At 63.2% G+C, this 26,054-nt stretch carries 26 protein-coding genes; 8 read left to right on the top strand and 18 right to left on the bottom strand.

All coding sequences use genetic code 11. From position 1 onward, the window contains the following. Window positions 1-8: 8 nt before the first annotated feature. Window positions 9-488, top strand: coding sequence for a GNAT family N-acetyltransferase (locus CPI83_RS18335; protein ID WP_003940724.1), 480 nt, complete (start codon window positions 9-11; stop codon window positions 486-488). 26 nt (window positions 489-514) lie between these two features. Here the strand turns inward: CPI83_RS18335 and CPI83_RS18340 are convergent, their stop codons facing one another. Next, window positions 515-985: a hypothetical protein gene (locus CPI83_RS18340; protein WP_020907115.1), complete on the bottom strand. Its 471-nt coding sequence runs from the start codon at window positions 983-985 to the stop codon at window positions 515-517. A gap of 41 nt (window positions 986-1,026) precedes the next feature. On the opposite strand from CPI83_RS18340, the gene CPI83_RS18345 reads away from it, so the two are divergent. Together CPI83_RS18345 and CPI83_RS18350 are read left to right on the top strand one after the other, a co-directional pair. Continuing rightward, window positions 1,027-1,983 (top strand): diacylglycerol kinase family protein, encoded by a 957-nt coding sequence (locus tag CPI83_RS18345; protein ID WP_019747798.1) that lies wholly within the window; start codon window positions 1,027-1,029, stop codon window positions 1,981-1,983. A gap of 255 nt (window positions 1,984-2,238) precedes the next feature. Further along, on the top strand, window positions 2,239-2,493 hold the full coding sequence (locus tag CPI83_RS18350) for a WhiB family transcriptional regulator (RefSeq protein WP_003940950.1): 255 nt from the start codon (window positions 2,239-2,241) through the stop codon (window positions 2,491-2,493). Window positions 2,494-2,612: 119 nt separating this feature from the next. Here the strand turns inward: CPI83_RS18350 and CPI83_RS18355 are convergent, their stop codons facing one another. From CPI83_RS18355 to CPI83_RS18375, 4 genes are all read right to left on the bottom strand, one after another. After that, window positions 2,613-4,115, bottom strand: a complete 1,503-nt coding sequence (locus CPI83_RS18355; protein ID WP_019747797.1) for a histidine kinase N-terminal domain-containing protein — start codon at window positions 4,113-4,115, stop codon at window positions 2,613-2,615. Window positions 4,116-4,123: 8 nt separating this feature from the next. Next, window positions 4,124-4,339 (bottom strand): biotin/lipoyl-binding carrier protein, encoded by a 216-nt coding sequence (locus tag CPI83_RS18360; protein ID WP_007731208.1) that lies wholly within the window; start codon window positions 4,337-4,339, stop codon window positions 4,124-4,126. Window positions 4,340-4,652: 313 nt separating this feature from the next. Next, entirely contained in the window at window positions 4,653-4,934 is a 282-nt protein-coding gene (gene rsrA, locus CPI83_RS18370) for a mycothiol system anti-sigma-R factor (RefSeq protein ID WP_003940722.1), read from the bottom strand. Further along, window positions 4,931-5,578, bottom strand: a complete 648-nt coding sequence (locus CPI83_RS18375; protein WP_085989606.1) for a sigma-70 family RNA polymerase sigma factor — start codon at window positions 5,576-5,578, stop codon at window positions 4,931-4,933. Before CPI83_RS18375 ends, rsrA begins: the two co-directional genes overlap by 4 nt. A gap of 258 nt (window positions 5,579-5,836) precedes the next feature. Between CPI83_RS18375 and ybaK the strand changes: the two genes are divergently transcribed. Together ybaK and CPI83_RS18385 are read left to right on the top strand one after the other, a co-directional pair. Further along, complete coding sequence (gene ybaK, locus CPI83_RS18380) at window positions 5,837-6,331, top strand: Cys-tRNA(Pro) deacylase (protein WP_019747794.1); 495 nt, start codon at window positions 5,837-5,839, stop codon at window positions 6,329-6,331. A gap of 24 nt (window positions 6,332-6,355) precedes the next feature. Then, entirely contained in the window at window positions 6,356-7,069 is a 714-nt protein-coding gene (locus CPI83_RS18385; RefSeq protein WP_021332569.1) for an SIMPL domain-containing protein, read from the top strand. Window positions 7,070-7,072: 3 nt separating this feature from the next. Here CPI83_RS18385 and CPI83_RS18390 read toward each other — a convergent pair whose 3' ends face one another. Further along, window positions 7,073-7,825, bottom strand: coding sequence for an SOS response-associated peptidase (locus tag CPI83_RS18390; protein WP_042951416.1), 753 nt, complete (start codon window positions 7,823-7,825; stop codon window positions 7,073-7,075). Between the two features lie 49 nt (window positions 7,826-7,874). On the opposite strand from CPI83_RS18390, the gene aroA reads away from it, so the two are divergent. Both aroA and rsgA read left to right on the top strand, forming a co-directional pair. Continuing rightward, a complete protein-coding gene (gene aroA, locus CPI83_RS18395) occupies window positions 7,875-9,188 on the top strand; it encodes a 3-phosphoshikimate 1-carboxyvinyltransferase (protein ID WP_019747791.1) in 1,314 nt (437 codons plus the stop codon). Beyond that, window positions 9,137-10,174 carry a ribosome small subunit-dependent GTPase A gene (gene rsgA, locus CPI83_RS18400; RefSeq protein WP_007731200.1) on the top strand — a complete coding sequence of 346 codons (1,038 nt, stop codon included), beginning with the start codon at window positions 9,137-9,139 and terminating at the stop codon, window positions 10,172-10,174. Before aroA ends, rsgA begins: the two co-directional genes overlap by 52 nt. 92 nt (window positions 10,175-10,266) lie before the next feature. Here rsgA and CPI83_RS18405 read toward each other — a convergent pair whose 3' ends face one another. The 6 genes from CPI83_RS18405 to CPI83_RS18430 form a co-directional block, all read right to left on the bottom strand. Continuing rightward, a complete protein-coding gene (locus tag CPI83_RS18405; protein ID WP_019747790.1) occupies window positions 10,267-11,508 on the bottom strand; it encodes a fatty acid desaturase in 1,242 nt (413 codons plus the stop codon). 138 nt (window positions 11,509-11,646) lie between these two features. Then, window positions 11,647-12,909: an acyl-CoA desaturase gene (locus tag CPI83_RS18410; protein WP_097387532.1), complete on the bottom strand. Its 1,263-nt coding sequence runs from the start codon at window positions 12,907-12,909 to the stop codon at window positions 11,647-11,649. Window positions 12,910-12,933: 24 nt separating this feature from the next. Further along, complete coding sequence (locus CPI83_RS18415) at window positions 12,934-14,052, bottom strand: ferredoxin reductase (protein WP_003940928.1); 1,119 nt, start codon at window positions 14,050-14,052, stop codon at window positions 12,934-12,936. A gap of 92 nt (window positions 14,053-14,144) precedes the next feature. Then, window positions 14,145-14,645 (bottom strand): hypothetical protein, encoded by a 501-nt coding sequence (locus CPI83_RS18420; protein ID WP_029255041.1) that lies wholly within the window; start codon window positions 14,643-14,645, stop codon window positions 14,145-14,147. A 23-nt stretch (window positions 14,646-14,668) separates the two neighbouring features. Then, the gene (locus CPI83_RS18425) at window positions 14,669-16,078 is read right to left on the bottom strand and encodes a wax ester/triacylglycerol synthase family O-acyltransferase (protein ID WP_020969222.1); all 1,410 of its coding nucleotides are present in this window, start codon (window positions 16,076-16,078) and stop codon (window positions 14,669-14,671) included. Further along, window positions 16,072-16,497 carry an HAD-IA family hydrolase gene (locus tag CPI83_RS18430; protein ID WP_097387533.1) on the bottom strand — a complete coding sequence of 142 codons (426 nt, stop codon included), beginning with the start codon at window positions 16,495-16,497 and terminating at the stop codon, window positions 16,072-16,074. Before CPI83_RS18430 ends, CPI83_RS18425 begins: the two co-directional genes overlap by 7 nt. A 55-nt stretch (window positions 16,498-16,552) precedes the next feature. Here CPI83_RS18430 and CPI83_RS18435 point away from each other — a divergent pair, with 55 nt between their 5' ends. Next, a complete protein-coding gene (locus CPI83_RS18435; protein ID WP_020969220.1) occupies window positions 16,553-17,146 on the top strand; it encodes an Rv3235 family protein in 594 nt (197 codons plus the stop codon). Window positions 17,147-17,198: 52 nt separating this feature from the next. Here the strand turns inward: CPI83_RS18435 and secA are convergent, their stop codons facing one another. From secA to mtrA, 6 genes are all read right to left on the bottom strand, one after another. Then, window positions 17,199-20,042 carry a preprotein translocase subunit SecA gene (gene secA, locus CPI83_RS18440; RefSeq protein ID WP_046378336.1) on the bottom strand — a complete coding sequence of 948 codons (2,844 nt, stop codon included), beginning with the start codon at window positions 20,040-20,042 and terminating at the stop codon, window positions 17,199-17,201. 130 nt (window positions 20,043-20,172) lie between these two features. Further along, complete coding sequence (gene raiA, locus CPI83_RS18445) at window positions 20,173-20,853, bottom strand: ribosome-associated translation inhibitor RaiA (protein ID WP_003940893.1); 681 nt, start codon at window positions 20,851-20,853, stop codon at window positions 20,173-20,175. A gap of 175 nt (window positions 20,854-21,028) precedes the next feature. Then, window positions 21,029-21,727 carry a ComF family protein gene (locus CPI83_RS18450; protein ID WP_020969219.1) on the bottom strand — a complete coding sequence of 233 codons (699 nt, stop codon included), beginning with the start codon at window positions 21,725-21,727 and terminating at the stop codon, window positions 21,029-21,031. 48 nt (window positions 21,728-21,775) lie between these two features. Continuing rightward, a complete protein-coding gene (gene lpqB / locus CPI83_RS18455; protein WP_019747782.1) occupies window positions 21,776-23,554 on the bottom strand; it encodes an MtrAB system accessory lipoprotein LpqB in 1,779 nt (592 codons plus the stop codon). Beyond that, window positions 23,551-25,290, bottom strand: a complete 1,740-nt coding sequence (gene mtrB / locus CPI83_RS18460) for an MtrAB system histidine kinase MtrB (protein ID WP_019747781.1) — start codon at window positions 25,288-25,290, stop codon at window positions 23,551-23,553. The genes lpqB and mtrB overlap by 4 nt, the downstream gene beginning before the upstream one ends. Next, complete coding sequence (gene mtrA / locus CPI83_RS18465) at window positions 25,287-25,964, bottom strand: MtrAB system response regulator MtrA (RefSeq protein ID WP_003941013.1); 678 nt, start codon at window positions 25,962-25,964, stop codon at window positions 25,287-25,289. The genes mtrB and mtrA overlap by 4 nt, the downstream gene beginning before the upstream one ends. Window positions 25,965-26,054 lie beyond the last annotated feature (90 nt).

Below are 26,054 nucleotides of genomic sequence, written 5' to 3' on the forward strand. Positions count from 1 at the left end.
TTCTCCCCATGATCCGACGCGCCACGCCCGCAGACGTCCAGCCGATCACCGACATGATCTACGAGTTGGCGGACTACCAGAAGGCCCTCGACGAGTGCACCGTGAAGGCGGAACAGATCGGCGAGGCATTGTTCGGGCCGGCCGCGACGGCCTTCGCGCACGTCGCTGTGAATTCGGCTGACGACGTCGTCGGCATGGCGCTGTGGTTCCGCAATTTCTCCACGTGGGACGGCGCCCACGGCATCTACCTCGAAGACCTGTACGTCAAGCCCAGCCAGCGCGGATCAGGCCACGGAAAGGCTCTTCTGGCCGCGCTCGCCAAGGAGTGCACCGACAACGACTACACCCGGCTGTCCTGGTCGGTGCTCAACTGGAACACGCCCTCGATCAAGTTCTACGAGTCACTCGGTGCCGACGCGAAGACGGAGTGGACCACGTATCGCCTGACCGGCACCCACCTCGGAGCTCTTGCCGCCGAAGCTGAGTAGGACTGAAGCAGGGTAGGCGTTCCGTCCTACTTGTCCCGCGGCTCTTCGGTCTCGTCCGGGTGTCCCTCTTCCGGCGACACCTCGTCTGCGTACGCTCCGTACTCCGCTGCCATCCATCGAGACGTCGGAGCCGAGAACAGGCAGCCCAGAGCGCCGAGAACGACGACACCCAGAACGATGCCGAGCGGCACCTGATGCGAATCGGTCAGGAGCGACCAGGCGACCGGCAGGAGCAGCAACTGCGCGACGACGGCGATTGCCCGGCCCCACCGGCGGCCCGTCAGCAAAGCGATACCGGCAGCCAACACCGCGCCGCCGAGGATCGCGACCCAGGCGGCAAATCCGTATCCGTTGGTGACGCTCTGATCGTGACCGGTCGCGCCGCGAATCACTGCGACGATCGCGAACCCGGCGGCAACCAGCCCTTGCAGCGTCACGAGGGCACCTGCCCATGTGACTGTCTTGGGCAGGGCGTTCGGACTGGCGGTATTCGGCACGAGGCCAGCCTAGAACACGACACCGGATAGGCTCATGCCCCGTGCGCGCACTGCTGATCGTCAACCCCAATGCCACCTCCACCACTGCTGCCGGTCGTGACCTGTTGGCACACGCCCTCGAGAGTCGGGTGCGACTTACTGTGGCGCACACCACACATCGGGGACACGCCGCCGAACTGGCGCGCGAAGCCCACGAAGACGGCTTCGGCTCGGTGATCGTCCACGGCGGCGACGGAACGGTCAACGAAGTGGTCAACGGACTGCTCGGGTCACCGCATCCCGCGTCGATGAAATCGGTTCCGGTCGGTCCGATCCCGACGATCGCTGTCGTCCCGGGAGGCTCGGCAAACGTTTTCGCGCGCTCACTCGGTATTGCCGCCGACCCGATCGACGCCACAAACCAACTCGTCGATCTACTCTCGGAACGAACGAGACGCCGAATCGGGCTCGCACACTGCGACAACCGTTGGTTCACGTTCAACGCCGGAATGGGCCTCGACGCCGATGTATGCGAGGCCGTCGACGCCAGCCGTAAGAACGGTGACGCCGCCACACCCGCCCGGTATGTCCGAACCGCAATCGCGGCGTTCTTCCGTGCCAAGCGAGCCGAGCCCGCCCTGACAGTCCACCTCCCCGATCAGGATCCCGTCTCCGGAGTCCACTACGCGTTCGTGTCGAACTCGAGCCCGTGGACATATCTGGAAGAGCGTCCCGTACACACCAATCCGGGAACGACCTTCGACAGTGGACTCGGCATCTTCGCCATGACGAGCACCAAAGTCCTACCGTCTCTGCGGGTTGTGCGACAGCTCCTCGCACGCGGCGCAGAACCGAAATCGAAGGTCCTTCTACGCACCGACGACGTCCCGACAATCACCATCGAATCGTCGCGACCGATCGGACTGCAGATGGACGGCGACTACATCGGACTTCGCGAAAAAGTCGAATTCACCTCGGTCCCGGATGCACTGGAAGTGTTCGCACCGATTCCGACGTGAGTCAGGCAACACGTTTGACCTGCAAAAACTCTGGTGTCAAATAGTCGAAATCGGGTAAAATGCCGGTGACGCCCAGGTGGCCGTCAGGTGTGTCACAAATTAGTGAGTTGGCCCACGAACCCGTTCAAACCTATTGACATACCGCGAGTTCGTGAAAGCATTCACAAGTAACAGTGCGGAAACATTGATGACGCACACACAAACTCATTGGTACCAAATGGTGTGAATACACACCCAATTAAGGAGCGAAAAAAGATGGACTGGCGCCACAACGCAATCTGTCGCGACGAGGATCCCGAACTGTTCTTCCCGGTGGGAAACAGTGGACCGGCCCTCGCTCAGATCGCTGATGCCAAGGTTGTCTGCAACCGCTGCCCCGTCACCGCCGAGTGCCTGTCCTGGGCTCTCGAGTCCGGCCAGGATGCAGGCGTCTGGGGCGGAATGAGCGAAGACGAGCGCCGCGCACTCAAGCGTCGTAACGCACGTACCCGTGCACGCACTTCCGTCTAGGTAGAACCGAGACGTTCGACTCGCGGCGGAGAACAGCCCCTCCGCACAGTCGAAGACGACAGCCCGACACCACATGGTGTCGGGCTTTTTGTCTGCTCGAATCGCTAACGCTGCTCGAATCAGTAACGCGCAGTGCGTCTACCGAGCGGCACACGCAGAACCGCGTCGGTGCCGCCACCGCTTCCCGGGTGCAATCCGAGCGAGCCACCGAGTTCGGCGCCCAGCAAAGTCCGCACGATCTGGAGTCCGAGCCGATCGGACTTCTCGAGGTCGAAGTTCTCCGGCAGGCCGCGCCCGTTGTCGTGGATGATCACGTCCAACCAGCGCGCAGAACGCTCGGCGCTGAGTGTGACCGTGCCGGTCACTCCCGGATCGAAAGCGTGCTCGATCGCGTTCTGCACCAACTCCGTCAGCACCATGACCAGCGGGGTGGCGCGCTCGGCGGAGAACACTCCGAAACTGCCCTCACGCCGAATCGCCACCGGCACACCCACTCCCGCGACATCGGAGAGCATGGGAACCAACCGGTCGATCACCTCGTCGAGATCCACCTCTTCGTCCACCGACATCGACAAGGTGTCGTGAACGAGGGCGATGGACGTCACGCGCCTCACCGACTCTGTCAACGCCTGTCGCGCTTCGTCGTTGCCGGTTCGCCTGGCCTGTAGACGCAGAAGCGCCGCGACGGTTTGCAGGTTGTTCTTCACTCGATGGTGAATCTCGCGGATGGTTGCGTCCTTGCTCAGGAGAGCGCGATCACGACGCTTGACCTCGGTGACGTCGCGGACGACGACCGCCGCACCGACATGCCGGCCGCCCGGCTTGAGAACCAGGGCTCGCAGCAGAACGGTCGCCCCGCGCGCCTCGATCTCCATACGGCGACCGGGCTTGTCCGCCAACGTATCTCGGATGTATCCCGCAGCTTCCTGAGACTCGAACGGGTCGGTGACCAACGAACGGGTCAACGCCGCGAGGTCTTGGCCCACCAGATCCGAACTCAGACCCATCCGGTGATAGGCCGAGAGCGCGTTCGGGCTGGCATAGACGACGGTGCCTTCGGTATCGAGACGGATGAAGCCGTCGCCCGCACGTGGGCTCGAGTTCGTGTCGGAGCGCGATTCTCGGATCGGGAAGGTTCCGTCGCTGATCATCTGACACAGGTCTTCGGCGCAATCGAGATACGCGAGCTCGAGCGGACTCTGCGCTCGCTGGTGCGACAGGTTGGTGTCGCGGCTCAGAACCGCGATGACTCGCCCGTCCAGACGCACCGGAACGGCTTCCCGACGCGGCGGCATTCCTTCACGCCACGTCTCGTCTTCCCCGCGCACGACGCGGCCCTCGACGAGAGCGCGAAGAACCTGCGGGTGCTCGGACTCGGAAACGACCGTTCCGACTGCGTCCTCCGGAAAAGCCGTCGATGCCGTTGTCGGCCGGCAATGCGCGACGCAGATGACCGTCCCCTCGGATCGGTTCTTCTCCGATTCGGTGCCCACCCACAGGAGAACGTCGGCAAAGGAGAGGTCGGCGAGCAGTTGCCACTCCCCCACGACGCGCTGGAGATGGTCGACCGCCGCACCGGGAAGATCGGTGTGTTCGGCGAGGAGGTCACTGAGAGTGGACATCGTCCGGCTTAGGAGATCACGGCGATCAGATCGCCTTGCTGAATCACGTCGCCGACCTTGACGCCCACCGTCGTCACCGTTCCCGGAACCTCGGCCAGGACGGGAATCTCCATCTTCATGGATTCGAGGATGACCAGGGTGTCGCCGTCCGCAACGACGTCTCCCTCGCTCACGACGACCTGGTAGACCGTCGAAACCATCTCGGCGCGCACGTCTTCTGCCATCGTGAACCTCACTTCTGTCGGAACTGCACTCTGACCACGAAAATACGTCGACGGATCACTCGATCGACCTGCCAATGGAACCACACCGGCATCGGCGTGAAACAATGACGCGAAAGAAACAGAAGGGAGACCAATCATGGGTAAGCGTGGTCGTAAGAAGCGCAGCCGTAAGGGCAACGCCGCTAACCATGGCAAGCGTCCAAACGCCTGACATGTAGCGCAACAAAACGTCCGAGGGGCGGGGAAGCATTGCTTCCCCGCCCCTCGGCGTTACTGCCTTCCGACTGCTGCCGCTCAGATCTTCGCTGACGGGCTAGCTGTCGGTTTCGGTAGTCGTTATGACGATGGTCCGACGCAACTCGACGGTGAGCCGCTGACGCAGGCTTTCCGGCGCGTGGTCTCCACCGCACTTACGGTTGATCAGGCTCTTGACCTTCTCCTCGATCCCGTAGGCCTCGAGGCACGATCCACAATCGTCGATATGACGCTGCAGGCGAGCACGACTTGAATCGTCGCATTCACCGTCGAGCATCAACCAGACGTCGGCGATGACTGCCGAGCAGTCGAGCCTTTCGAATTCGTCCTGCTCACTCATCGTGTGACACCTTCCGTCTCGGTGGCTGCGACTGTGGCTGTGTCGACCGCGCCGTCCCGATTGAATCCCCGGTCTTTTGCGACATCGGCCAAAAGACCACGCAATTGCTTGCGACCACGGTGCAGTCGCGACATCACCGTTCCGATGGGTGTGCCCATGATCTCCGCGATCTCCTTGTACGGGAATCCTTCGACATCGGCGTAGTACACGGCCATACGGAATTCCTCGGGAAGCGACTGCAGCGCCGCCTTGATGTCATCGTCAGGCAACGCGTCGAGCGCCTCCACCTCGGCCGATCGCAGCCCCGTCGAGGTGTGCTCGGCGGTGGCAGCCAACTGCCAGTCGGTGATCTCGTCCGTCGGATACTGCGCGGGTTGGCGCTGCTTCTTGCGGTACGAGTTGATGTAGGTGTTCGTGAGAATCCGGTACAGCCAGGCTTTCAGGTTGGTACCGGCACGGAACGAACGGAAAGCGGTGTACGCCTTGACGTACGTCTCCTGCACGAGATCCTCGGCATCAGCCGGATTCCGCGTCATGCGCAGGGCAGCGCCGTACAACTGGTCGAGCAGCGGGAGCGCGTCGCGCTCGAACCGGGCAATCAACTCATCCGCAGTTTCGGGCGTTTCGGACACAGCGCCGTCGATAGGTTCAGTTACCCCTGACGGTTCGTCCTTGGGCCGGTCGTGTTCCAGCACTCTGATCCCTTCACTAGCCGTAGGGATCAAGGTTACCGCCAACTGAAGATCCGACCCACGGGCCGGTGGTGGCTCACACACAGCCAGCACGGTCGCTCCTTCGCTTCTCGGGACAAGTTTCATCAACTGGTACCAACACGGGAGTCTGCGACTCTGTTCCCGGCCTGGTCGGATGCACCTGTCGGCGATCCACATAGGGTGTTCCTCATGGCCGGAACAGCGACCCCTGCGACCGTACTTCTCGACAAGTCGAAGACACCGCACCGCGTTCACAGCTACGACCACGATCCTCGCGCCGAATCGTTCGGCGACGAGGCGGTCACTGCACTGGCCGAGTTGGTAGGAGTCGAGGCCGCACAGATCTTCAAGACCTTGGTCGTCAAACTCGACACCGGCAAGCTCGCCGTCGCGGTCCTGCCGGTCCCGAACAAGCTCTCGCTCAAAGCCGCAGCCGCTGCCCTCGGTGCAAGCAAAGCCGTCATGGCCGATCGCGCCGAAGCCGAGCGCTCGAGCGGCTACGTCTTCGGCGGTATCTCACCGCTCGGCCAACGCAAGAAACTGCCGACCGTGATCGATGCGTCGGCGCTCGACTGGGACCGCATTCTCTGCAGCGCCGGTCGACGCGGGCTCGAGATCGAGCTGGCTCCGACGGACCTCGCGCAGTTGAGTGGCGCGGTCACGGCGCAAATCACGGCGGGCTGAGTATCCGGTCGCTACGGTCTCACCATGCGACCACACCTGAAAACTCTTGCACTGACCGCTGCAGCGGCGGCTCTCACCGTCTCGCTGACGGCCTGCGGGAGTTCGGACAATGCCGCCAAGGAAGTCACGGTAGTCGGATCAGGGCAGGTCCGCGGGGCGCCGGACATCCTCAATGCCGACATCGGCATCGAGGTGGTTGCCCCGGATGTATCGGGAGCGGTCTCGGAGGCGAATGACAAGGCCCGTCAGATGATCGACGCGATAGTCGCCGCCGGTGTGGCCCCCGAGGACGTGCAGACAAGCGATCTGTCCGTCCAGCCGCAGTACGACGCCAGCGGCGGACCGTTCGTCGGCGGCAACGTGACCGGCTACCGGGCAACCAACTCGGTACGAATCGTCGTACGCGATCTCGACAAGGCCTCTTCTGTCCTGGACGCCGGCATCGCGGCGGGCGGAAACGCGGCACGGCTCGGCAACGTCGCCTTCGCCATCGACGACGACTCTCAGCTTCTGGCCGACGCTCGCACCCGGGCCTTCGAGGACGCGAAGAACCGTGCCGAGCAGTACGCGGATCTGTCCGGTACGTCGCTCGAGAACGTCGTGACCATCACCGAGGCACACGACACGAGCGGCGGTCAGACCATGCGCGCTCCCGACGCCTCGATGTCCGACATGGTTCTCGCCCCGGGAACCCAGCAGGTCTCGTTCGAGGTGACCGTTACCTGGGCTCTCGGCTGACCACTAGAGCAGGCTGATCTGCTCGCCGGCACGGTCGACGTCCGGCTCGATCAACTCGTGCCCGTTGTTCTTGACACTGTTGACCAGCGGCCGGACTCGATCGACGTCGATCCGCTCGAAGAGGTCCGGTACCGGTTCGAGCAGAGCCGAATCGACGGTGTTGTCGGGATCGAGCCATGCCTCCCAGCGGTCACGAGGCAGGGCGAGGGGCATGCGGTCGTGAACCTGCTCGAGGTGACCGAGAGAGTCGACTGTGACGATCGAGCAGCTCAGGACGGGGCCCGCGTTCTCGACCCTCGGGTCCCGCCAGGCAGACCACACGCCCGCCATGAACAGCCGTGATCCGTCGTCGGGGTGCATGTAGTAAGGAATCTTCGCTGCCTTTTTCCCGCCGGTGGCCTCGGTCTGCCACTCGTACCACCCGTCCATGGGGACCAGGCAACGCTTGAACTTGAAGGCGGTCCGAAACGCCGGCTTCTCCGCCAGCGAGTCGGCGCGGGCGTTGAACAGGACCGGGCCTTTGCCCAGCTCCTTGGTCCACGACGGCACCAATCCCCACCGCATCCGCCGAATCCTCTTGGTCGGATCGCTGTCGGGGTTCTCCCGATCGTGGCGTTCGACGACGGTCAACACCTCGGTCGTGGGGGCCACGTTGTAGTCGGCTTCGACGGGCGCCGAGTGGTCCGTCTCGTCGAGCGCATCGAGTTCCACCGCCAGGGTGGCCGGGTCCGCTGTGGTCGCATACCTTCCGCACATGACACCCAGGGTGGCACGGTTTCGACCATTCCCCCATCGATGAGAGAAGATGGACCATGTGAGTCTGAGTCTGTGGAGCGCCCCGAGGGCCCAAGCACCCGTCGATGCAGTGGTGACGCTGCCCGGATCCAAGTCCATCACCAATCGAGCTCTGATTCTTGCCGCACTTGCGGATGGCCCGTCCACGATCACCGGTGCACTTCGCAGCCGTGACGCCGACCTGATGATCGCAGCTCTGCGTGACCTCGGCATCGGAGTCGAGGAAGCCGGCGATCCGACCACGCTTCGCATCACCCCTGGGCCCCTGCGCGGCGGCGAGGTCGACTGCGGCCTGGCCGGCACCGTGATGCGCTTCCTGCCGCCACTCGCCGCGATGGCCGACGGCATCGTCCGCTTCGACGGCGACGAGCAAGCACGCACACGCCCCCTCGGCACCATCTTGGAGGCACTGCGCGGTCTCGGCGCTCGGATCGAGGGTGACGCACTCCCGTTCACCGTCACCGGAACCGGATCCCTACGCGGAGGAACGGTCACCATCGACGCATCCGGCTCGTCGCAGTTCGTCTCCGGTCTCCTGCTCTCGGCTGCTGCCTTCGAAGAGGGTGTCACCGTTCACCACGACGGCAAGCCCGTCCCGTCCATGCCACACATCGACATGACCGTCGAGATGCTCCGCCAATCCGGAGTTTCCGTGACGACACCGGCCACGGGCGGAGACGCAGACACGTGGCGGGTGGCACCGGGGCCGGTGCGCGCCGTGGACTGGGCGATCGAACCCGATCTCTCCAACGCCACACCGTTCCTGGCCGCAGCCGCTGTTACCGGCGGAACCGTCAGCGTCCCGATGTGGCCGTCGTCGACGACGCAGCCCGGCGACGCGATCCGCGGGATCCTCGCCTCGATGGGCGCCGACGTCACTCTTGCCGACGGCGTGCTGACCGTTCGCGGCCCGGAGAAACTGCGCGGCATCGACATCGACCTCCACGACGTGGGAGAGCTGACCCCCACCGTCGCGGCCCTGGCCGCTCTCGCCGAGGGCACCTCGCATCTGCGAGGTATTGCACACCTGCGCGGGCACGAGACCGACCGTCTGGCCGCCCTCGCCGACGAGATCAACAAGCTCGGCGGTTCCGTCACCGAAACCGACGACGGCCTGACGATCGTTCCCGCGGAACTCCACGGCGGACAATGGCTCTCGTATGCCGACCACCGGATGGCAACAGCCGGCGCCATCATCGGCCTGGTCGTCGACGGCGTCGACGTCGACGATGTCGGAACCACAGCCAAGACACTGCCCGGCTTCGAGAACATGTGGATCGACATGCTCGAGAGTTCGCCGGCGACACCGAAGGCAAGCTTCTGAGTCCGCGGCAGTACGACGAGTCCGACGTCCGGGTACGTCCCGGCCGCGGATCCCGCCCCCGTACGAAGACTCGGCCCGAACATCTCTCGGCCGAATCGGGGATGGTGGTGTCGAAGGATCGTGGCCGTTGGGGTTGCGTCCTCGGCGGCGACCCCGACCGACTGATCGTCACGATGCGTGCCCGCGAACTTGGCCGAACCCCCATCGTCGTCGGCGATCAGGTGGACATCGTCGGCGATCTGTCCGGCAAAACCGATACCCTCGCCCGTATTGTCCGGGTCTCCGAGCGTTCTACGGTTCTGCGACGGACGGCCGACGACACTGATCCCTTCGAACGCATCGTCGTCGCGAACGCGGAGCAGTTGCTCATCGTCGTGGCACTCGCCGATCCCCCACCGCGCACCGGTTTTGTCGAGCGCGCACTGGTCGCCGCCTACGTGGGTGGCCTGACACCGATCGTCTGCCTGACCAAGAGCGACCTCGAACCACCCGAGGAATTCGCGAGCACTTTCGCCGACCTCGACATCCAAGTGGTCGTCGCCGGTCGCGACGATCCCCTGGACGAACTGACGCAGATCCTCGAGCACAAGTTGACCGCCCTGATCGGACATTCCGGTGTCGGAAAATCGACATTGGTCAATCGCCTTGTCCCCGATGCCAATCGAGCGGTCGGCATCGTATCCGGCGTCGGCAAGGGCCGGCACACATCGACGCAATCGGTGGCACTCCCCCTCGCCGGTGGCGGCTGGGTGATCGACACCCCGGGCATCCGTTCGTTCGGTCTGGCGCACATCTCGCCCGAGAACGTGGTGGCTGCATTCTCGGATCTCGCTGCGGCGATCGAGGATTGCCCGCGCGGATGCACGCACCTCGGGCCGCCGGCAGACCCCGAATGCAAGCTCGACCTGCTGGAGGGCAAATCCGCTCGACGCGTCGTCGCTGTGCGACAACTGCTGGAAGCGATCAAGTCCAACGATCAGTACTGAGCGACACCCCTTAGCGAGAACAGCAAAGCGGCCCGGCACCATGTCGAATGGTGTCGGGCCGCTTGTTGCGTATGGTCAGCGCAGGCGGGAAATCAGCGCAGGCCGAGGAGGCTGCGCAGCTTTCCACTCTTGCGCTTACGTGCGATGGCGCTCTTGAGACCGTTACGACGCCCGGTCACGGGATCGACAGTCGACGTCAGTTCGCCGTCGAACATCCGCTCCGACGCCGTCTCGGGCGCATTGTCGACGGTGTCCTTGAGGTACTTGTTGGGCAGCGACAGCTTGGCGATGGTGCGCCAGGACTTGGCGTACTGCACGGCAAGTGGGCCCGTCGTGTACGGCAGGTCGTACTTGTCCGCGAGCTGACGCACCGTGACCGCGATGTCCTTGTAGCGGTTGCTGGGCAGATCGGGGAACAAGTGATGCTCGATCTGGTAGCTCAGGTTGCCCGTCATGAAGTCCATGAGCGCGCTGCCCTCGATGTTGGCGCTACCGAGCATCTGACGCAGGTACCACTGAGCCTGCGTTTCCTTGTCGATGTCTTCCTTGGTGAACTTCTCGGCACCGTCCGGGAAGTGACCGCAGAAGATGACCGCGTTGGTCCACACGTTCCGCAGGGTGTTGGCGGTGAAGTTGGCCGACAACGTGCTCTTCCACGCCGGGCCGGTGATGGCCGGGTAGATGACGTAGTCGCGCAGGACCTGCTTGCCGATCTTCTCGCCGACCTCGCGGAGCTTGCGCTGGGTCTCTTCCTTGTCGGCGCGGCCCTTGGCCACCTTGCCGAGCTCGAGGTGCTGTGCGGCGATGCCGTACTCGAAGAACAGCGCGAGCAGCGTGTTGTAGACCAGATTGCCGGCGTTGAAGGGCTTCCATCGCTGATCGCGGGTGACGCGCAAGAGTCCGTATCCGACGTCGTCGTCCATTCCGAGGACGTTGGTGTACTTGTGATGCAGGTAGTTGTGGGTCTGCTTCCAGTGCGCAGACGGGCCGGTGACGTCCCACTCCCACGAGGTGGAGTGGATCTCCGGGTCGTTCATCCAGTCCCACTGACCGTGCATCACGTTGTGCCCGAGTTCCATGTTCTCGATGATCTTCGAGAGCGTCAGCAGGCCAACTCCGGCGAGCCACGCCGGACGGCGACGGCTGGCGAAAAGCACTGCGCGGCCGCCGATTTCGAGTGAACGCTGCAGGCGAATGACGTTGCGCACGTAGCGCGCGTCCTTTTCGCCGCGCGACTCCTCGATGTCGCGACGAATCGCGTCGAGTTCGCGGCCGAGCGCCTCGATGTCGGCGTCCGTGAGATGTGCATATTCCTTGACATCTGCAATCGCCATGGAAAGCCTCCTAGCAGTGAGTTAGGCGCAAAGTAGTAAGTGCAGAACGATCATGACTTCGAATCGTTCAGATCAACTGCACCTACTGTAGCGTAACTTACGGCACCGTAGGTTAGGTTTTTCCCGATGTAACCTATATCACTTCCGGCGCTTCGGCATGCGAGAACGCGCCTGCGACTTGAGTGCGGTCAACAATCCGAGGCGCTTGCCGGTGACCGGATCGGTACGCAGGTCCTCGACCATCGCCATGGCTGCGCCCCGGAACCCTGAGTCGCGGAACCGTAGTTCCGAGGACGTTTCCGGAGCATTGTCCGAGGTCGCAGTCAGCCACTTGTCCGGCAAGGCCAGCTTGTGGATCGTGCGCAGCGCCAGGAGATACTGCTTGAAGAGCGAACCTGTGGTGTACGGGAGATCGAACTTCTCGCACAATGCACGCATCTTCACGGCAATTTCGGGGTAGCGGTTGCTCGGCAGATCAGGGAAGACGTGGTGCTCGATCTGGTAGCTCAAGTTGCCGCTCATGAGTCCCATGAGCTTGCCCGAATTGAAGTTCGCGCTACCGAGCATCTGGCGCAGGTACCACTCGTGACGAGTCTCCTGCTCGAATTCGGCAACGGTGAACTTCTCGGCGCCGTCCGGGAAGTGACCACAGAAGATGACGACGTACGCCCACAGGTTGCGCACGAGATTCGCGGTGGCATTGGCCGTCATGGTCGACTTCCACGCCGGCCCCGTCAGCGCGGGGAACAAGATGAAGTCCTTGCCCACCTGACGAAAGATCTTGCGCGCGAAGTCTTTGTTCGCCTGCGAGTTCAGTTGCCCCTTTTCCGCGCCCTCCAACTCGGCTGCCGCCGTGAGGTCGTGCAGCGCGATGCCCCACTCGAACGTGGCCGCCAAGATTACGTTGGCGATCGGCTGGAAGAGGTTGATCGGCTTCCACGGCTCGTCACGCGTCATACGCAGGATCCCGAAACCGAGGTCCTCGTCCATCCCGACGACGTTGGTGTACGTGTGGTGCTGGTAGTTGTGCGCACGCTTCCAGTGCTCGGAAGGACCGGTCTGATCCCACTCCCACGAAACGGAGTGAATCTCGGGATCGTTCATCCAGTCCCATTGCCCGTGCATGACGTTATGCCCGAGCTCCATGTTCTCGATGATCTTCGACAGGCTCAGCAGGGTCGTGCCGACCAGCCATGCCGGTCGGTACCGACTGCCGAACAGCGCGATACGCCCACCGAGCTCCAACGCCCGCTGGACGCGAATGACGCGACGAATGTAGCGGGCGTCCCGGATTCCACGAGAGTCTTCGATGTCGAGTCGAATCTGATCGAGTTCACGTCCGAGAGCTTCGACATCGGCCTCGGTGAGGTGCGAAAACTCTTTGATATCGGTGATGGCCACCGTGGTCCTCCGTGTGCCTAGAAGCTATGCGTCCAGCGTACAGTCGCCGGCGGCAGCGGAGATGCACGTCTGAATCCGCTCGCCCTCCGCGTGCTGTTTTCCCGAGCGTAGGTCGATTGCGTGGCCGGCGACGAGAGGCACGACACACGTCTGGCAGATGCCCATGCGGCAACCGAAGGGCATCAAGGCGCCGGACTGCTCGCCGGCTTCCAGAAGCGTCGTCGCGCCGTCGACGGTGATCGTCTTACCCGACTTCTCGAACGTGACCGTGCCGCCGTCCGCCGAGGCGTCGATGCGTGAAACCGCGAATCGCTCCATATGGAGTCGATCCTCGATGCCTTCCGCCTTCCAGACGTCTTCGAGCTCGTCGAGCAACGGAAGGGGTCCGCACGCCCAGGTGTGGCGCTCACGCCAGTCGGGGCAGACCGTGTCGAGAGAACTGAGTTTGAATTTTCCGTCGCGGCGAGTGAGCTGAACGTGACTCACGAAGTCCTCGTGCTCGGCGTGCAGTGCCGTGAGTTCGTCGGCGAACATCACGTCGGATTCCGTCGGCGCCGAGTGGATGTGCATGACGTCGGGCAATTGACCGCGCCGGTTCATCGTCCGCAACATGCCCATGACCGGAGTGATGCCACTGCCGGCGGTGATGAACAGGATCTTCTCCGGCGGCGGATCCGGCAACGCGAAGTTGCCCGAAGGCGTGGCCAGTCGAACGATGGTTCCCGACGGCACGGCCCCGCTGACGAGGTGGCTCGAGAGAAAGCCCTCTGGCATGGCCTTGACCGCGATGGAAATGCGCTTGTTCTCCCAGTTGGGAGGCGAAGTAAGTGAGTACGACCGCCAATGCCAGCGTCCGTCGATATGCAGACCGATGCCGATGTACTGCCCCGGCTGGTAGTTGAAGTCGAATCCCCACCCCGGCTTGATGACGATGGTCGCCGAATCCGTGGTCTCAGGCCGGACTTCGACGATCTGACCACGCAGCTCGCGGGCGGACCACAACGGATTTGCGAGGTGCAGATAGTCGTCGGGAAGCAATGGTGTGGTCAGCCGAGCCGCCGCACCACGAAGCAGATTGAGCTTCGACCGCGCTGCCGGAACTACCGACGCTGCCGGTGCCTCGATCCAGTCCTTCAGACCCATCAGACCTCCACCTCTCACCTTCCGAACCCACTGCCTACGGTACCGTAGGTTATCAGGTTACGGTACCGTAGGTTACTTCACGGTAAGCACATTCACAGCAGGTCGAGCAAGAACGGCAACTCCTGCGCGGCGTACCACGCCAACTCGTGGTCCTCCGCGTCGCCGAGCGTGAACTCGGCATCAGCATCGCCGAGATCCGCCGCGTCGACTATGCCAGCAGCGCGCTCGATGTCCGATTCTGCCTGTTCGAGGTCGACATGCACAGATGCAACCTGAGCCATCGTCAGAGGACCCGCCAATCGAACTACAGAATCGTCCAGATCGGGCCGCAACTTCACATCGGCATCGTCGACGTCGGCGGCAACGACAGCACGCCGGAAGGTGACGTCACCTTCGGTTCCGGCGATCAGACGCAGCGACGCACGCGCAGCCTCCCCCATGGCGACCTCGGCCAACTCGTCGTCGTCGCCCGCCGCGTACGACTCACGCAGAGTCGGCGTGACCGCAAAAGCCGTCCGGCTCATCGGGTCGAACTCCTGATCTGCGACCAACTTCTGCAAAATCTCGACCGTCGCCGGTACGTACACCCTCATGAGACCACCTTCATGCTCGTTCGTCACCGACTCGCATCCGTCAATTCCTCGAGTGACTCGAAGATCAGCGAACGAACGACGTCGACGTCCGACATCGCGTCACGGTCGGCATTCAAACCGTAGTAGACATTTCCGTCGTACGACGTCAGGGCGATGCTGAGTGTCTGATTCTTGAGCAGTGGCGACACCGGATACATCTCCAGCATCCGAGCCCCACCGAGGTAGAGCGGGAACTGTGGCCCTGGCGCATTGGTGATCATCAAGTTGAACATTCGCTGCGACAGACTACTGGCCGCACGGGAGCTCATCGCATGCAGCGTCGCCGGCGCAAACCCGGACATTCGCACCATCGTCTGCGCGGTGACCCGCCGACCCTGACGCGCGAATGCCTCCGTCGCATGCGCCACGTGAGAGAGCCGAACAACCGCGTTGGGTTCACCGACAGGCAGGTCGATGAGGAACGACGAAACATGCCCCGGCGCCTGCGGATCGTCGACGTCGGGACTCTCGGGGCCGTCCGTGTACACCGACATGGGCACCATCGCCCGCACGATGGTCGCCTCGGTCACCGGCTCACCACGCGAGAGCAGCCAGTTCCGCATCGCACCTGCGATGACGGTGAGAATCACGTCATTGATCTCGCACCCGTACCGCGCGCGAATACGTCGATAGTCCTCGAGAGACGTCTTGGCCACCGCAAGGCGTCGATTGCGCGAGATGGTGGCGTTGAGCGGGCTCGACGGGGCCACCTGGGTCGCCGTTCGAACCACTTCCGCGAGTTTCCCGAGTGCACTCACAGCCTCGGTGACGGATGTGGTCACGTCGTTGAACGCTGCACGCGCCCGCGCGATCCCCTCCCCCGGGCTCGTCACGAGATCTGCCATTGCACTGACCAACAAGCTGGTATCGCTCGGCGGCCTGGCGGGCATCCACAATTCTTCGGGGCCTGGAGCTCGATTCTTCTCCGGATCGAAGATCACCTGACTGATCTCTGGAGCCGCCTCGCCGTCCACCAACGACGAATGAGACTTCGTGAAGATGGCAAATCTGTTTCTGCTCAGCCCCTCGACCAGGTACATCTCCCACAACGGCCTCGTGCTGTCGAGGGGTCTCGACGTCAGCCGCGCGATCAGATCCATCAGCTGTTCGTCGGAACCTGGTTTGGGCAGAGCCGATCGGCGTACGTGATAGGTGATGTCGAAATCCGAGTCGTCCACCCAGACGGGGCGGGCCAGGCCGAACGCCACCTCACGCACTCGCTGGCGGTAACGCGGAACCGATCCGAGCCGCTCTTCGACCAGACGAAGCAATTCCTCGTGATCGATCCCGTTTCGCAGTTGCCGGAAGATCCCCAACGAGCCGACATGCATCGGCGTCGTCCCGGCTTCGAGGAAGTAGAAAGCAGCATCCTGAGTCGTCAGTCTGTTCACCATGGCTTCGTGTCCCCTCCGTCGCCGAGATCGAACAGAATCGACAACTCCTCGATGGTCGATTCCGAGCCGCCGTGGTGGACCCCGACCATCCCGACCGCCACCGCCGCCCGGACGTTGATTTCGAGATCATCCACGAAAACGAAGTCCTCCGGCTCGACGCCCAAACGACTCGCCGCCAACAGATAGATCTCGGCGTCGGGCTTCGCCATCTCGACATCACCGGACAAGATCACGTCGTCGACCAAGACCCCGTCTCCGAGATCCCGCAACCACTGAGCATTGGCACCGCCGGGATCGTTGCTGACGATTCCCGTCACGATTCCGCGGGCCTTCACCGCGCGCACGACCGCGCTCAAGCCGTCGAGATCCGATCCCGGACCGAACAGCACGCCACCGACATCCAACAGAAGTCCCCGCACGCCATCACCCTAAGTCGCGATGGTGATCACGGCGACATCTCGAGCGTTTCGTGTCATGCTTCTCACCATCGCTCGGGGGAGCGAAGTCCGAGACGACCATCTCGGACGCACGATCATCCGGGGGGATGTCATGGAGCAGGACTGCACAATCATTCTCGAGCCGGCACCACAATTCGAGCCTCACGCGCATACCGTCGCGCTTACGCGGCCGCAGTGCCGACCCGACCGAGCGCAGTGCCGAACAGACCGAATGCTGCGTCGCCCACGAAAGTCGCCACACAACGGGACGTCGCCCAGTGCCGGTTTCACTCACGTGCTGGAACCGCAGTTGGCGGGTGCCGACATCTTCTGGAACCGATCACTTCGCCTGGTTCTCGAAACCGTCGACCGGCGACGAAATCCGCGGCAACTCAAGGGCGTATTGACGCCGTCCGTCCTGGAAGTTGTTGCGCGACTTTATACTTCGGAATTTTCGGCCCGGAAGCTGGGCGGCGCGGCCGTTCACCGCACCCACGTTCAAGCAGTGTCGAAGAGTACCGCCGAAGTCTGTGCGACGTACACACGAGGCACGCAGACATTTGCCGTCGCGGGTCGGATCGACCATACAGACGGAACAGGCTGGACGGTCACCGCACTACACGTGGTGTGACCGTCCAGCCTGCTGAGTACTAACTGCGCTGGTAGCTCAGCTGTACTGAACCTCAGCGCTTGCGCTTGGACTTCGGAGCTCGATTGCTCTTCGACTGCGTCCGTGCTGCTTCACGACGTTCGCGGCGCGAGGCGGCCCCGTCACCGGAGTCGGCGGCCGAGTCGCGGGTTGCCTTCGCCTTACCGTCCTCGTCCGGGCCGGTGTACGTCAATCGCGACGGACCTTCGTCGTCAAGTCCCTTGGCGCGCAACGCCGTCGGGGCAGCAGTTCCGGTTGTCCTGGCTGCGGCTTCCTGCGTCGGGAGCGGCTTGGGCGCCGTGGCGGACGCCGCAGCGGCCGAGCCGGCCGTGACGGAAATTCCGCTCGCGGGCTGCGCCGGAGCTGCCTCGACCTGCAGGTTGAAGAGGAATCCGACGGACTCTTCCTTCAATCCGTCGAGCATGCCGATGAACATGTCGTAACCCTCGCGCTGGTACTCGACCAGCGGATCGCGCTGGGCCATCGCACGCAGACCGATTCCCTCCTTGAGGTAATCCATCTCGTAGAGATGCTCACGCCACTTGCGGTCCAGGACCGAGAGGAAGACACGACGCTCGAGTTCACGCATACCGTTTTCGCCGGCGATCGCATCGATCTCGGCTTCGCGCTTCTTGTACGCCGCGTGGGCGTCTTCGAGCAAAGCGGTTCGCAGGTCGTCACGGCTCAGGTCACTGTTGATGCCTGCGCCGTCCTCCCCTGCCAACGTCTTGTGATCGATGCCGACCGGGTAGAGCGTCTTGAGCGCGGTCCACAGCTGCTCGAGATCCCAGTCCTCGACGTATCCCTCGGCGGTCGCACCGTCGACGTAGGCGGTGACCACGTCAGTGATCATCTGCTCGACCTGGCCCTCCATGTCCTCACCCTCGAGGATCTGGCGGCGCTCCTTGTAGATGACCGTTCGCTGCTGGTTCATGACCTCGTCGTACTTGAGGACATTCTTGCGAATTTCGAAGTTCTGCTGCTCGACCTGAGTCTGAGCGCTCTTGATGGCCTTCGAGACCATCTTGGCTTCGATCGGGACGTCGTCGGGAAGGTTGAGGCGCGTCATGATCGACTCGAGGGCCGAACCGTTGAAGCGACGCATGAGCTCGTCACCGAGCGAAAGGTAGAACCGCGATTCGCCGGGATCACCCTGACGTCCGGAACGACCGCGCAACTGGTTGTCGATACGACGCGATTCGTGACGCTCGGTGCCCAGAACGTACAGGCCGCCGGCGTCGCGGACCTTCTCCGCGTCTGCCTTGACCTCAGCCTTGACCTCGTCCAGGACTGCGTCCCAGGCTGCTTCGTACTCGTCCGGCGTCGTGACCGGATCGAGGCCCTTCTTGCGCAGCGCGATGTCCGCGATGATGTCCGGGTTACCACCGAGAACGACGTCGGTACCACGGCCGGCCATGTTGGTCGCGACGGTGACCGCACCGGAGCGACCGGCCTCGGCGATGATGGTCGCTTCCTTCTCGTGGAACTTCGCATTGAGGACGTTGTGTGCAACGCCGCGCTTGGTGAACTGCTTGGACAGGTACTCCGAGCGCTCGACGCTGGTGGTACCGATCAGGACGGGCTGGCCGTTCTCGTGGCGCTCGACGACGTCGTCGACCACCGCGTCGAACTTGGCTTCCTCGGTCTTGTAGATGAGGTCGCCGTTGTCGACTCGGACCATCGGACGGTTGGTCGGGATCGGGATCACACCGAGGGTGTAAGTCTGGTGAAGCTCGGCAGCTTCCGTCTCGGCGGTACCCGTCATGCCGGACAACTTGTCGTACAGACGGAAGTAGTTCTGCAGGGTGATGGTGGCGAGAGTCTGATTCTCCGCCTTGATCTCCACCTTCTCCTTGGCCTCGATCGCCTGGTGCATGCCCTCGTTGTAGCGGCGGCCGACCAGCACGCGGCCGGTGAACTCGTCGACGATGATGACCTCACCGTCGCGGACGATGTAGTCCTTGTCCTTGGTGTAGAGCTCCTTGGCCTTGATCGCGTTGTTCAAGTAGCTCACCAACGGAGAATTCGCGGCTTCGTACAGGTTGTCGATACCGAGCTGGTCCTCGACCAGTTCGACGCCCGCCTCGTGCACACCGATGGTGCGCTTGCGGATGTCGACCTCGTAGTGGACGTCCTTCTTCAGCAGCGGCGCGATGCGAGCGAACTCGCTGTACCACTTGCTGGAGCCGTCGGCCGGGCCCGAGATGATGAGCGGGGTTCGGGCTTCGTCGATGAGGATCGAGTCGACCTCGTCCACGATGGCAAACGCGTGGCCACGCTGGACCAGGTCGTCCAGCGAATGCGTCATGTTGTCGCGCAGGTAGTCGAAGCCGAACTCGTTGTTGGTCCCGTACGTGATGTCGGCTGCGTAGGCGACGCGGCGCTCGGCCGGCGTCATGCCCGACAGGATCACACTGGTCTCGAGGCCGAGGGCGCGGTGAACGCGACCCATCCACTCGGAGTCACGCTTGGCGAGGTAGTCGTTGGTCGTGACCACATGGACGCCGTCACCGGCGATCGCGTTGAGATAAGCCGGAAGAACCGACGTCAGAGTCTTGCCCTCACCGGTCTTCATCTCGGCGACGTTGCCGAAGTGCAGGGCCGCGCCACCCATGATCTGCACGTGGAAGTGCTTCTGGTTGATCACGCGCCACGACGTCTCACGGGCCACGGAGAATGCCTCGGGCAGCAACTCGTCGAGAGTTTCCCCGGCGGCATAGCGCTCACGGAACTCGGTGGTCTTGGCTTTGAGTTGCTCGTCTGTCAGGCCTTCGACATCGGGCGACAGAGATTCCACATGCTCGGCGATGTGCTTGAGCCGCTTGACCATGCGACCTTCACCAACACGGAGCAGCTTCGATAGCGACAGCGACGGCACAGTCTTCTTCGTCCTCAATCTTCGGCGACAGGGGTCACACACTGAAAATCCGGCCGGGGTCCGAAAACTCCGGCCGGATTCCATGGTAGGCGCTACCGGCGGCGAGCGAGCAAACCCACCACCGATTGGGTCATGTCAGGCGGATCAATCCGTAGTCGAAAGCGTGACGACGGTAGACGACGGACGGCTTGTCCGACTCCTTGTCATGGAAGAGAAAGAAGTCGTGTCCGACCAGTTCCATCTCGTACAGAGCGTCGTCGATGGTCATCGGCTCGGCCGGGTGATCCTTCGTGCGGACCACGCGTCCCGGGCCGTCGTACTCGTCCGGCTCTTGGCCGTTCAGCGAAATGTCCGGTGTGACTCCGAGTGAGTCTGCGTCGACGAGGGAGGCGGTTGCCTCCGCGACGGACACCGGTCGCTTGTCGCCGTAATGGACCTTCTTGCGGTCCTTGGTTCGACGGAGGCGACTCTCGAGCTTGTCGATCACCGATTCGAAGGCGGCGTAGAAGCTGTCTGCGGACGCTTCGGCTCGGGCCACCGGGCCTTTACCTCGAGCGGTGATCTCGACGCGCTGGCAACTCTTGGCCTGTCGTCGGTTGCGTTCATGTTGAAGTTCCACGTCGAAGTGGAATATGGAGGGGTCGAAGTGTTCGAGTCGCGCCAGCTTTTCCGAAACGTAGATTCGGAAGTGATCGGGGATCTCGACATTTCGTCCCTTGACCACGACGTCGGATCTCGGAGCTGCGGCATTCTCGGAACGCTCGATGGTGGCGTCCTCGATGAAAAACGAGGCTTGCGAAGGGGTCGTCACTCGTACCTCCCAATTACGGCCCCGCCCCACGGTGGGCGGCGGCAAATTCTGCAAGTACCGAGAGGGGATCCGCCCGGCACCAGTATCGAAGTACCACCTCCTACCAGTATTTTCGGGTGTGCCGCCGACGCTAGTACGTAACGCGCGCGAGTGCCACTGTTCCAACGAAATTCATCTAAGCCCCTGCAAGAACAAGCACGAGAGTTGTCCGAATCCCACTGAGCGCGAGAGCCCGAACCGACTCTGCCGCAGTCGCTCCCGTGGTCAGGACGTCGTCGAGCAGGACGATGTCGCCGTCCCCGACAATCGAAGAGACTGCAGTGGTGTCGAGAGACACATGACCGTTCACATTGGTCACCCGGTCGGCCGCGGACAGTCCGACCGAGTCACGTACTCCTCGCGTCATCCGGAGAATCGGACAGACACGTACCGGACGCCCCTCGACAGAACCAACTTCCCGCTTTTCGCGCACACTCTCGGCTATCCGGCGAACCGGATCACCCCCGCGAGAACGCGCCGCTCGGGCGCGTGTGGGAGCCGGCACCAGCATGATCGGCGTACGACCCCCGCCGCCGACCTCGCCCCACCGTTCCAGAGTGCCCAATGCGCCGGCCACAGCGATCCCCAGAGGCGTCGCGAGGTCTCGACGACCCCGTTCCTTCATCTCGATCACACTGCGCCGCCTGGGGCCGTCGTAGCGGCCGAGTGCCCAGACCGGCACGCCCGGGTCTACGCGCGGACTCAATTGAACCGGATGGTCACGCAGCAGTTCCGCGCACTCACCGCACCACAGTGTCCCCGTGCGGCCACACCCACCACACTCGCGTGGCAACAGCAGATCGAGCAATCCGGCACCGAATTTCTTGTCCCCCATGGCCGAATCATGAATCAGAGCACCGACATGCACCAGAGCACAGAGACGTCAGCCGGGTAGAACCGGAATCGCCTTCTGTCCGGTCAGCACAGTCACTTCACGCCAGCGTCGATCCCCGGCGGGGTCGTTGTTGTTCAGTTGGAACACCGCACGCGCGTCGGCGACGTACTCGGTGGTCGGCGACGCATCCACGGAGGTGACGGGAGCGGTCAGGTTTCCACTCGGCAGCGCGTCCATTCGTGAACCGTCTATGGCGACCTGGACGACCGGTATGTCGGCTCCACTGCGCGCGATCACGATGGTGTCGCTGTTGCTCCAGTCGAGTGAGAGCGCGGTACTGCCCAAGCCGGACGCCACCGCACGCGGACTCGTCAGGGCGTAGACCCCGCTGGGTGTGCGCACGACCACGGCCAGGTAGACCTTGCCGTCGATGATCATCGCGGCTCGCACGCCGTCGCGAGAGAGACGCAATTCCGAGATCGTGGAGCCGACCGACGTCAACGCCCCGACATCGACGTTGGTGACCGACACCCGACCGGTTCCTGGTTCGCGGACGACCCGAACGACGGTATTGCCGTTCACCGCCGCCCAGACAGCATTGTTGTCCAGCTCCCACGAAGGTCGGGTGATGGCGCTGCCTTCGAGCACCGGAGCGGAACCATCGCCGTATGTACCGAGCGACAAGTCGAACCGGGTGGCTGGATCCGGCCGAGCGGTGTCTGCGACGGCTGCGACCAACTTGCCGTCCCGCGAGAGAGCAGCCGCCGTGAGGTTGCCCGCATTGCCCGCGAAACCGGGCACCGGAGTCGCCTCCTGCTCGCTGACGCTCACCAGTGAACCGTTGCGCAGTGCGTGCAGTCCGACGGTCGCACTCGTGGTGGCCAGCGGGTTGGTCGACGCGACGTCGGCGGTGGTCCAGCCTTCCGCATGAGCAGCGTCCAGCGGTTCGCCGTCGATCTCCAGAACGTACGGCCCCGCGACATCGGCATTGGCGAGCGTCCAGATGACTTGCGCTGCAAACAAACCGCGCGTCGCAGCATCCATCGGGTTGTCCAGACGGAAGTTGATGCGCACACCGCCGAGACCGACTCCGACCTGTCCCGGCTTGCCGTCGGCCTTGGTGATCGGACCGATCACCGACACGCCATTGCCGAGTTCGTTTCGTACAGCCGGCGCCAGCGCTGCCTTCGGTCCGTCGATCATCAGGCCGATCAGCTGAGCTGCCACCTGGTCCTGTCCGCCGGAGATCCAGCGAAGATCGGGGACGACTGTCTGGCTCGTCGGGTCGAGGAAGAACAACGACTTCCGCTGATATGCGCCGAGGAACTGCGGGCGCTCCATGATCACACCGGGTGGCAGATCGCTGATACGCCATTCGCCATCGGTCAACGTCAGCGTCATCTTCGCTTCGAAGCTGCCCTCTTCGGGGACGTACAGCCCGCCGGGGTCGAGGCGACCGACCTTGTTCACACGAATCGTGTACACCGCTTCGGAACTGGTTCGCGACGCCGACAGGGTGTCGATCTTGTCGACGATGACGGCACTGGCCGCGTCGTCCCAGCGCGCCGACGCGTCTTTGGTGAGGTACTGACGGGCTGCGGCATGCCGGTTGGACGGATCGGTACTCGCCTTGACGAAGTCACGTACCAGCAAGTCCGGCTCTCGCCCCGATGCCGGTGATTCGACGGAGGTTCCGGGCACAGCTGTTGCCAGAGTTCCGATTGCCTGCGGCGAGGAGGATTCCGGCAAACTCGCGCACGCGCCGGTCAGCAACAGCACGCTGAGCGTTGTTGCGAGAAGTGCCAGACGGCGGCGGGTTTCGATCATGATCGATCCCCACCGTTGGACTCGTTCCGCGAGTCCGATTCGCGCGGAGTCGGCAGGGACGACGTGACCTCGCCGACGGTATCGGCGACGATGTCGGCTTCGCTCGGCGTGCGGACGAACTTTGTGGTCGTCGGCTTGAGAGGTAGTGGGCTCGACACGACTTTCTTGCCACGGGTGCGCGAGAGCGTCAGCCGGAAGCAGGCGCCGACTCCCGGTTCGCCCCAGGCCTCGAGCTTGCCGTCGTGCAGATTCGCGTCTTCGACGCTGATCGCGAGGCCGAGTCCGGTGCCGCCACTGCGGCGCACGCGGGACGGGTCCGATCGCCAGAACCGGTTGAAGACCAACTTCTCCTCGCCCGGACGCAACCCGACGCCACTGTCGCGGACGATGAAGGCGAGGGCATTGTCGTCGGCGCGAAGGCGAAGCAGAATCGGCTTCCCCTCACCGTGGTCGATGGCGTTGGCCAGGAGATTTCGCAGGATGCGTTCGACGCGGCGCGGATCGACATCCGCCATGACGGGCTCGTCCGGCATGTCCACGATCAGTTCGGTGCCGGATTCGCGGGCGAGATGGCGAACCGTGGAAACGGCCGCTCGCGCACACATACGCACGTCGAGTTGTTCGGATGCGAGTTCCGCGACACCGGCGTCGTGGCGGGAGATCTCGAGGAGGTCCGCCAGAAGCCCCTCGAACCTGTCCAGCTCGGCGACAAGCAGTTCCGACGACCGACGCAGCATCGGGTCGAGGTTCTCGCTGCCGTCGTAGATCAGGTCGGCTGCCATGCGGACCGTGGTCAGTGGTGTGCGGAGTTCATGGCTGACATCGGAGGTGAAGCGTTTCTGGAGACTGCCGAACTCCTCCAACTGGGTGATCTGTTTGGACAGACTCTCGGCCATCTCGTTGAAGGACATGGCCAAACGCGCCATGTCGTCCTCGCCGCGGACCGGCATTCGTTCCTTGAGTCGGCCGTCTGCGAAACGCACCGCGATTCGTGAGGCCGATCGGATGGGAAGCACGACCTGCCTGGCAACCAACAGCGAAATCGCAGCCAGGAGCACCAGCAACACGGCTCCACCGATCAGCAGGGTGCTTCGAACAAGCGACAGACTCCGGTCTTCGCTTGCGAGCGGGAAGATCAGGTACAGCTCGAGTCCCGATATCGACGACGCGGTGGGGCTACCGATGATCAGCGCGGGACCGGAGTAACCGTTCGGGTTGGACACCGTCGCGAATTGGTAGCTGATCTGGCCGCGTTTGACGAACTCGCGCAGGTTGTCGGGGATCTGATCGACCGGTCCCGAACTCGTCGGCTGGCGCGGCCCGTCCCCAGGCACGATGAGCACCGGGTCGAAGGTGCCGGCCGACCCGGAGGCCTGGCCCGAGGTCTGGTTGCGACGGCTTGTCAGTCCGGATGCAGCGCTTTCCAATTGAACGTTGAGCGCCGTCGAATCGTCGACGCCCGCGAGTTGGTCTTCGACGATGCCGCGGGCACGGTCCATTTCCTCGGTTGCCGCGGTGATCTTCGTTTCCAACAGTCGATCGGTGATCTGGCTGGTCAGCACGACACCGAGAATGACGATGACGATCAAGGACAACGTCAAAGTCGAGACGACCACTCGCAACTGGAGCGAGCGTCGCCACGTGTGCGCGAGGGTGTTGCTCATCGAGTGACACCACCGCAGAAATGGCGTCAGCCGTCGATTGAGACGACGACGCCACCTGGAAACTCCGCTCACGGCGGTCCGGCCTTGTAGCCGACCCCCCTGACCGTCAGAACCACTTCGGGATTCTCGGGATCAGTTTCGACCTTGGCGCGCAAACGCTGAACGTGCACGTTCACCAGACGGGTATCGGCGGCGTGGCGGTATCCCCACACCTGCTCGAGAAGGACTTCACGGGTGAACACCTGGCGCGGCTTGCGCGCCAATGCGACCAGCAGGTCGAATTCGAGTGGTGTGAGCGAGATCTGCTCGCTGCCGCGGCTGACCTTGTGCGCCGGAACGTCGATCACGATGTCGGCGATGCTCAGCAGCTCGGCCGGTTCCTCTTCGGTGCGGCGCAGGCGAGCGCGAACTCGCGCCACCAATTCCTTCGGCTTGAACGGCTTCATGATGTAGTCGTCCGCACCGGATTCGAGGCCGAGCACGACGTCGACGGTGTCGGTCTTGGCCGTCAACATCACGATGGGCACACCGGAATCCGCACGCAGAACCCGGCATACGTCGATCCCGTTCATTCCGGGAAGCATGAGATCGAGCAGGACGAGATCGGGGCGCGTCTCACGCACTGCCGCGAGCGCCAGGGTTCCGTCGCCTACCACGTAGGGATCAAAACCCTCACCACGCAGCACGATCGTGAGCATCTCGGCGAGTGCCGTGTCGTCGTCGACAACCAGAATCCTTGGTTTCATATCCCTATCGTTGCATCTCGGAGCGATGAATCAGACCGTTACGAGGCCGTGCGGCGTGCCGCGTCTTTCCCTCTACTGTGCCGGAAAGTT

Origin of the sequence: Rhodococcus sp. H-CA8f, from assembly GCF_002501585.1 — a bacterium.
GTDB lineage: Bacteria > Actinomycetota > Actinomycetes > Mycobacteriales > Mycobacteriaceae > Rhodococcus_F > Rhodococcus_F erythropolis.

Excerpts from the sequence above, each read along its gene's own strand:
- aroA (WP_019747791.1), top strand. The coding sequence starts at position 7,875 with ATGGACCATGTGAGTCTGAGTCTGTGGAGCGCCCCGAGGGCCCAAGCA.
- mtrA (WP_003941013.1), bottom strand. The coding sequence starts at position 25,964 with ATGAAACCAAGGATTCTGGTTGTCGACGACGACACGGCACTCGCCGAG.
- CPI83_RS18405 (WP_019747790.1), bottom strand. The coding sequence starts at position 11,508 with ATGGCGATTGCAGATGTCAAGGAATATGCACATCTCACGGACGCCGAC.
- CPI83_RS18350 (WP_003940950.1), top strand. The coding sequence starts at position 2,239 with ATGGACTGGCGCCACAACGCAATCTGTCGCGACGAGGATCCCGAACTG.
- CPI83_RS18425 (WP_020969222.1), bottom strand. The coding sequence starts at position 16,078 with ATGGTGAACAGACTGACGACTCAGGATGCTGCTTTCTACTTCCTCGAA.
- ybaK (WP_019747794.1), top strand. The coding sequence starts at position 5,837 with ATGGCCGGAACAGCGACCCCTGCGACCGTACTTCTCGACAAGTCGAAG.
- CPI83_RS18415 (WP_003940928.1), bottom strand. The coding sequence starts at position 14,052 with ATGGGTCTGAAGGACTGGATCGAGGCACCGGCAGCGTCGGTAGTTCCG.
- CPI83_RS18335 (WP_003940724.1), top strand. The coding sequence starts at position 9 with ATGATCCGACGCGCCACGCCCGCAGACGTCCAGCCGATCACCGACATG.
- CPI83_RS18360 (WP_007731208.1), bottom strand. The coding sequence starts at position 4,339 with ATGGCAGAAGACGTGCGCGCCGAGATGGTTTCGACGGTCTACCAGGTC.
- rsrA (WP_003940722.1), bottom strand. The coding sequence starts at position 4,934 with ATGAGTGAGCAGGACGAATTCGAAAGGCTCGACTGCTCGGCAGTCATC.
- CPI83_RS18385 (WP_021332569.1), top strand. The coding sequence starts at position 6,356 with ATGCGACCACACCTGAAAACTCTTGCACTGACCGCTGCAGCGGCGGCT.
- CPI83_RS18420 (WP_029255041.1), bottom strand. The coding sequence starts at position 14,645 with ATGAGGGTGTACGTACCGGCGACGGTCGAGATTTTGCAGAAGTTGGTC.
- CPI83_RS18355 (WP_019747797.1), bottom strand. The coding sequence starts at position 4,115 with ATGTCCACTCTCAGTGACCTCCTCGCCGAACACACCGATCTTCCCGGT.
- CPI83_RS18435 (WP_020969220.1), top strand. The coding sequence starts at position 16,553 with ATGCTTCTCACCATCGCTCGGGGGAGCGAAGTCCGAGACGACCATCTC.
- CPI83_RS18450 (WP_020969219.1), bottom strand. The coding sequence starts at position 21,727 with ATGGGGGACAAGAAATTCGGTGCCGGATTGCTCGATCTGCTGTTGCCA.
- lpqB (WP_019747782.1), bottom strand. The coding sequence starts at position 23,554 with ATGATCGAAACCCGCCGCCGTCTGGCACTTCTCGCAACAACGCTCAGC.
- CPI83_RS18390 (WP_042951416.1), bottom strand. The coding sequence starts at position 7,825 with ATGTGCGGAAGGTATGCGACCACAGCGGACCCGGCCACCCTGGCGGTG.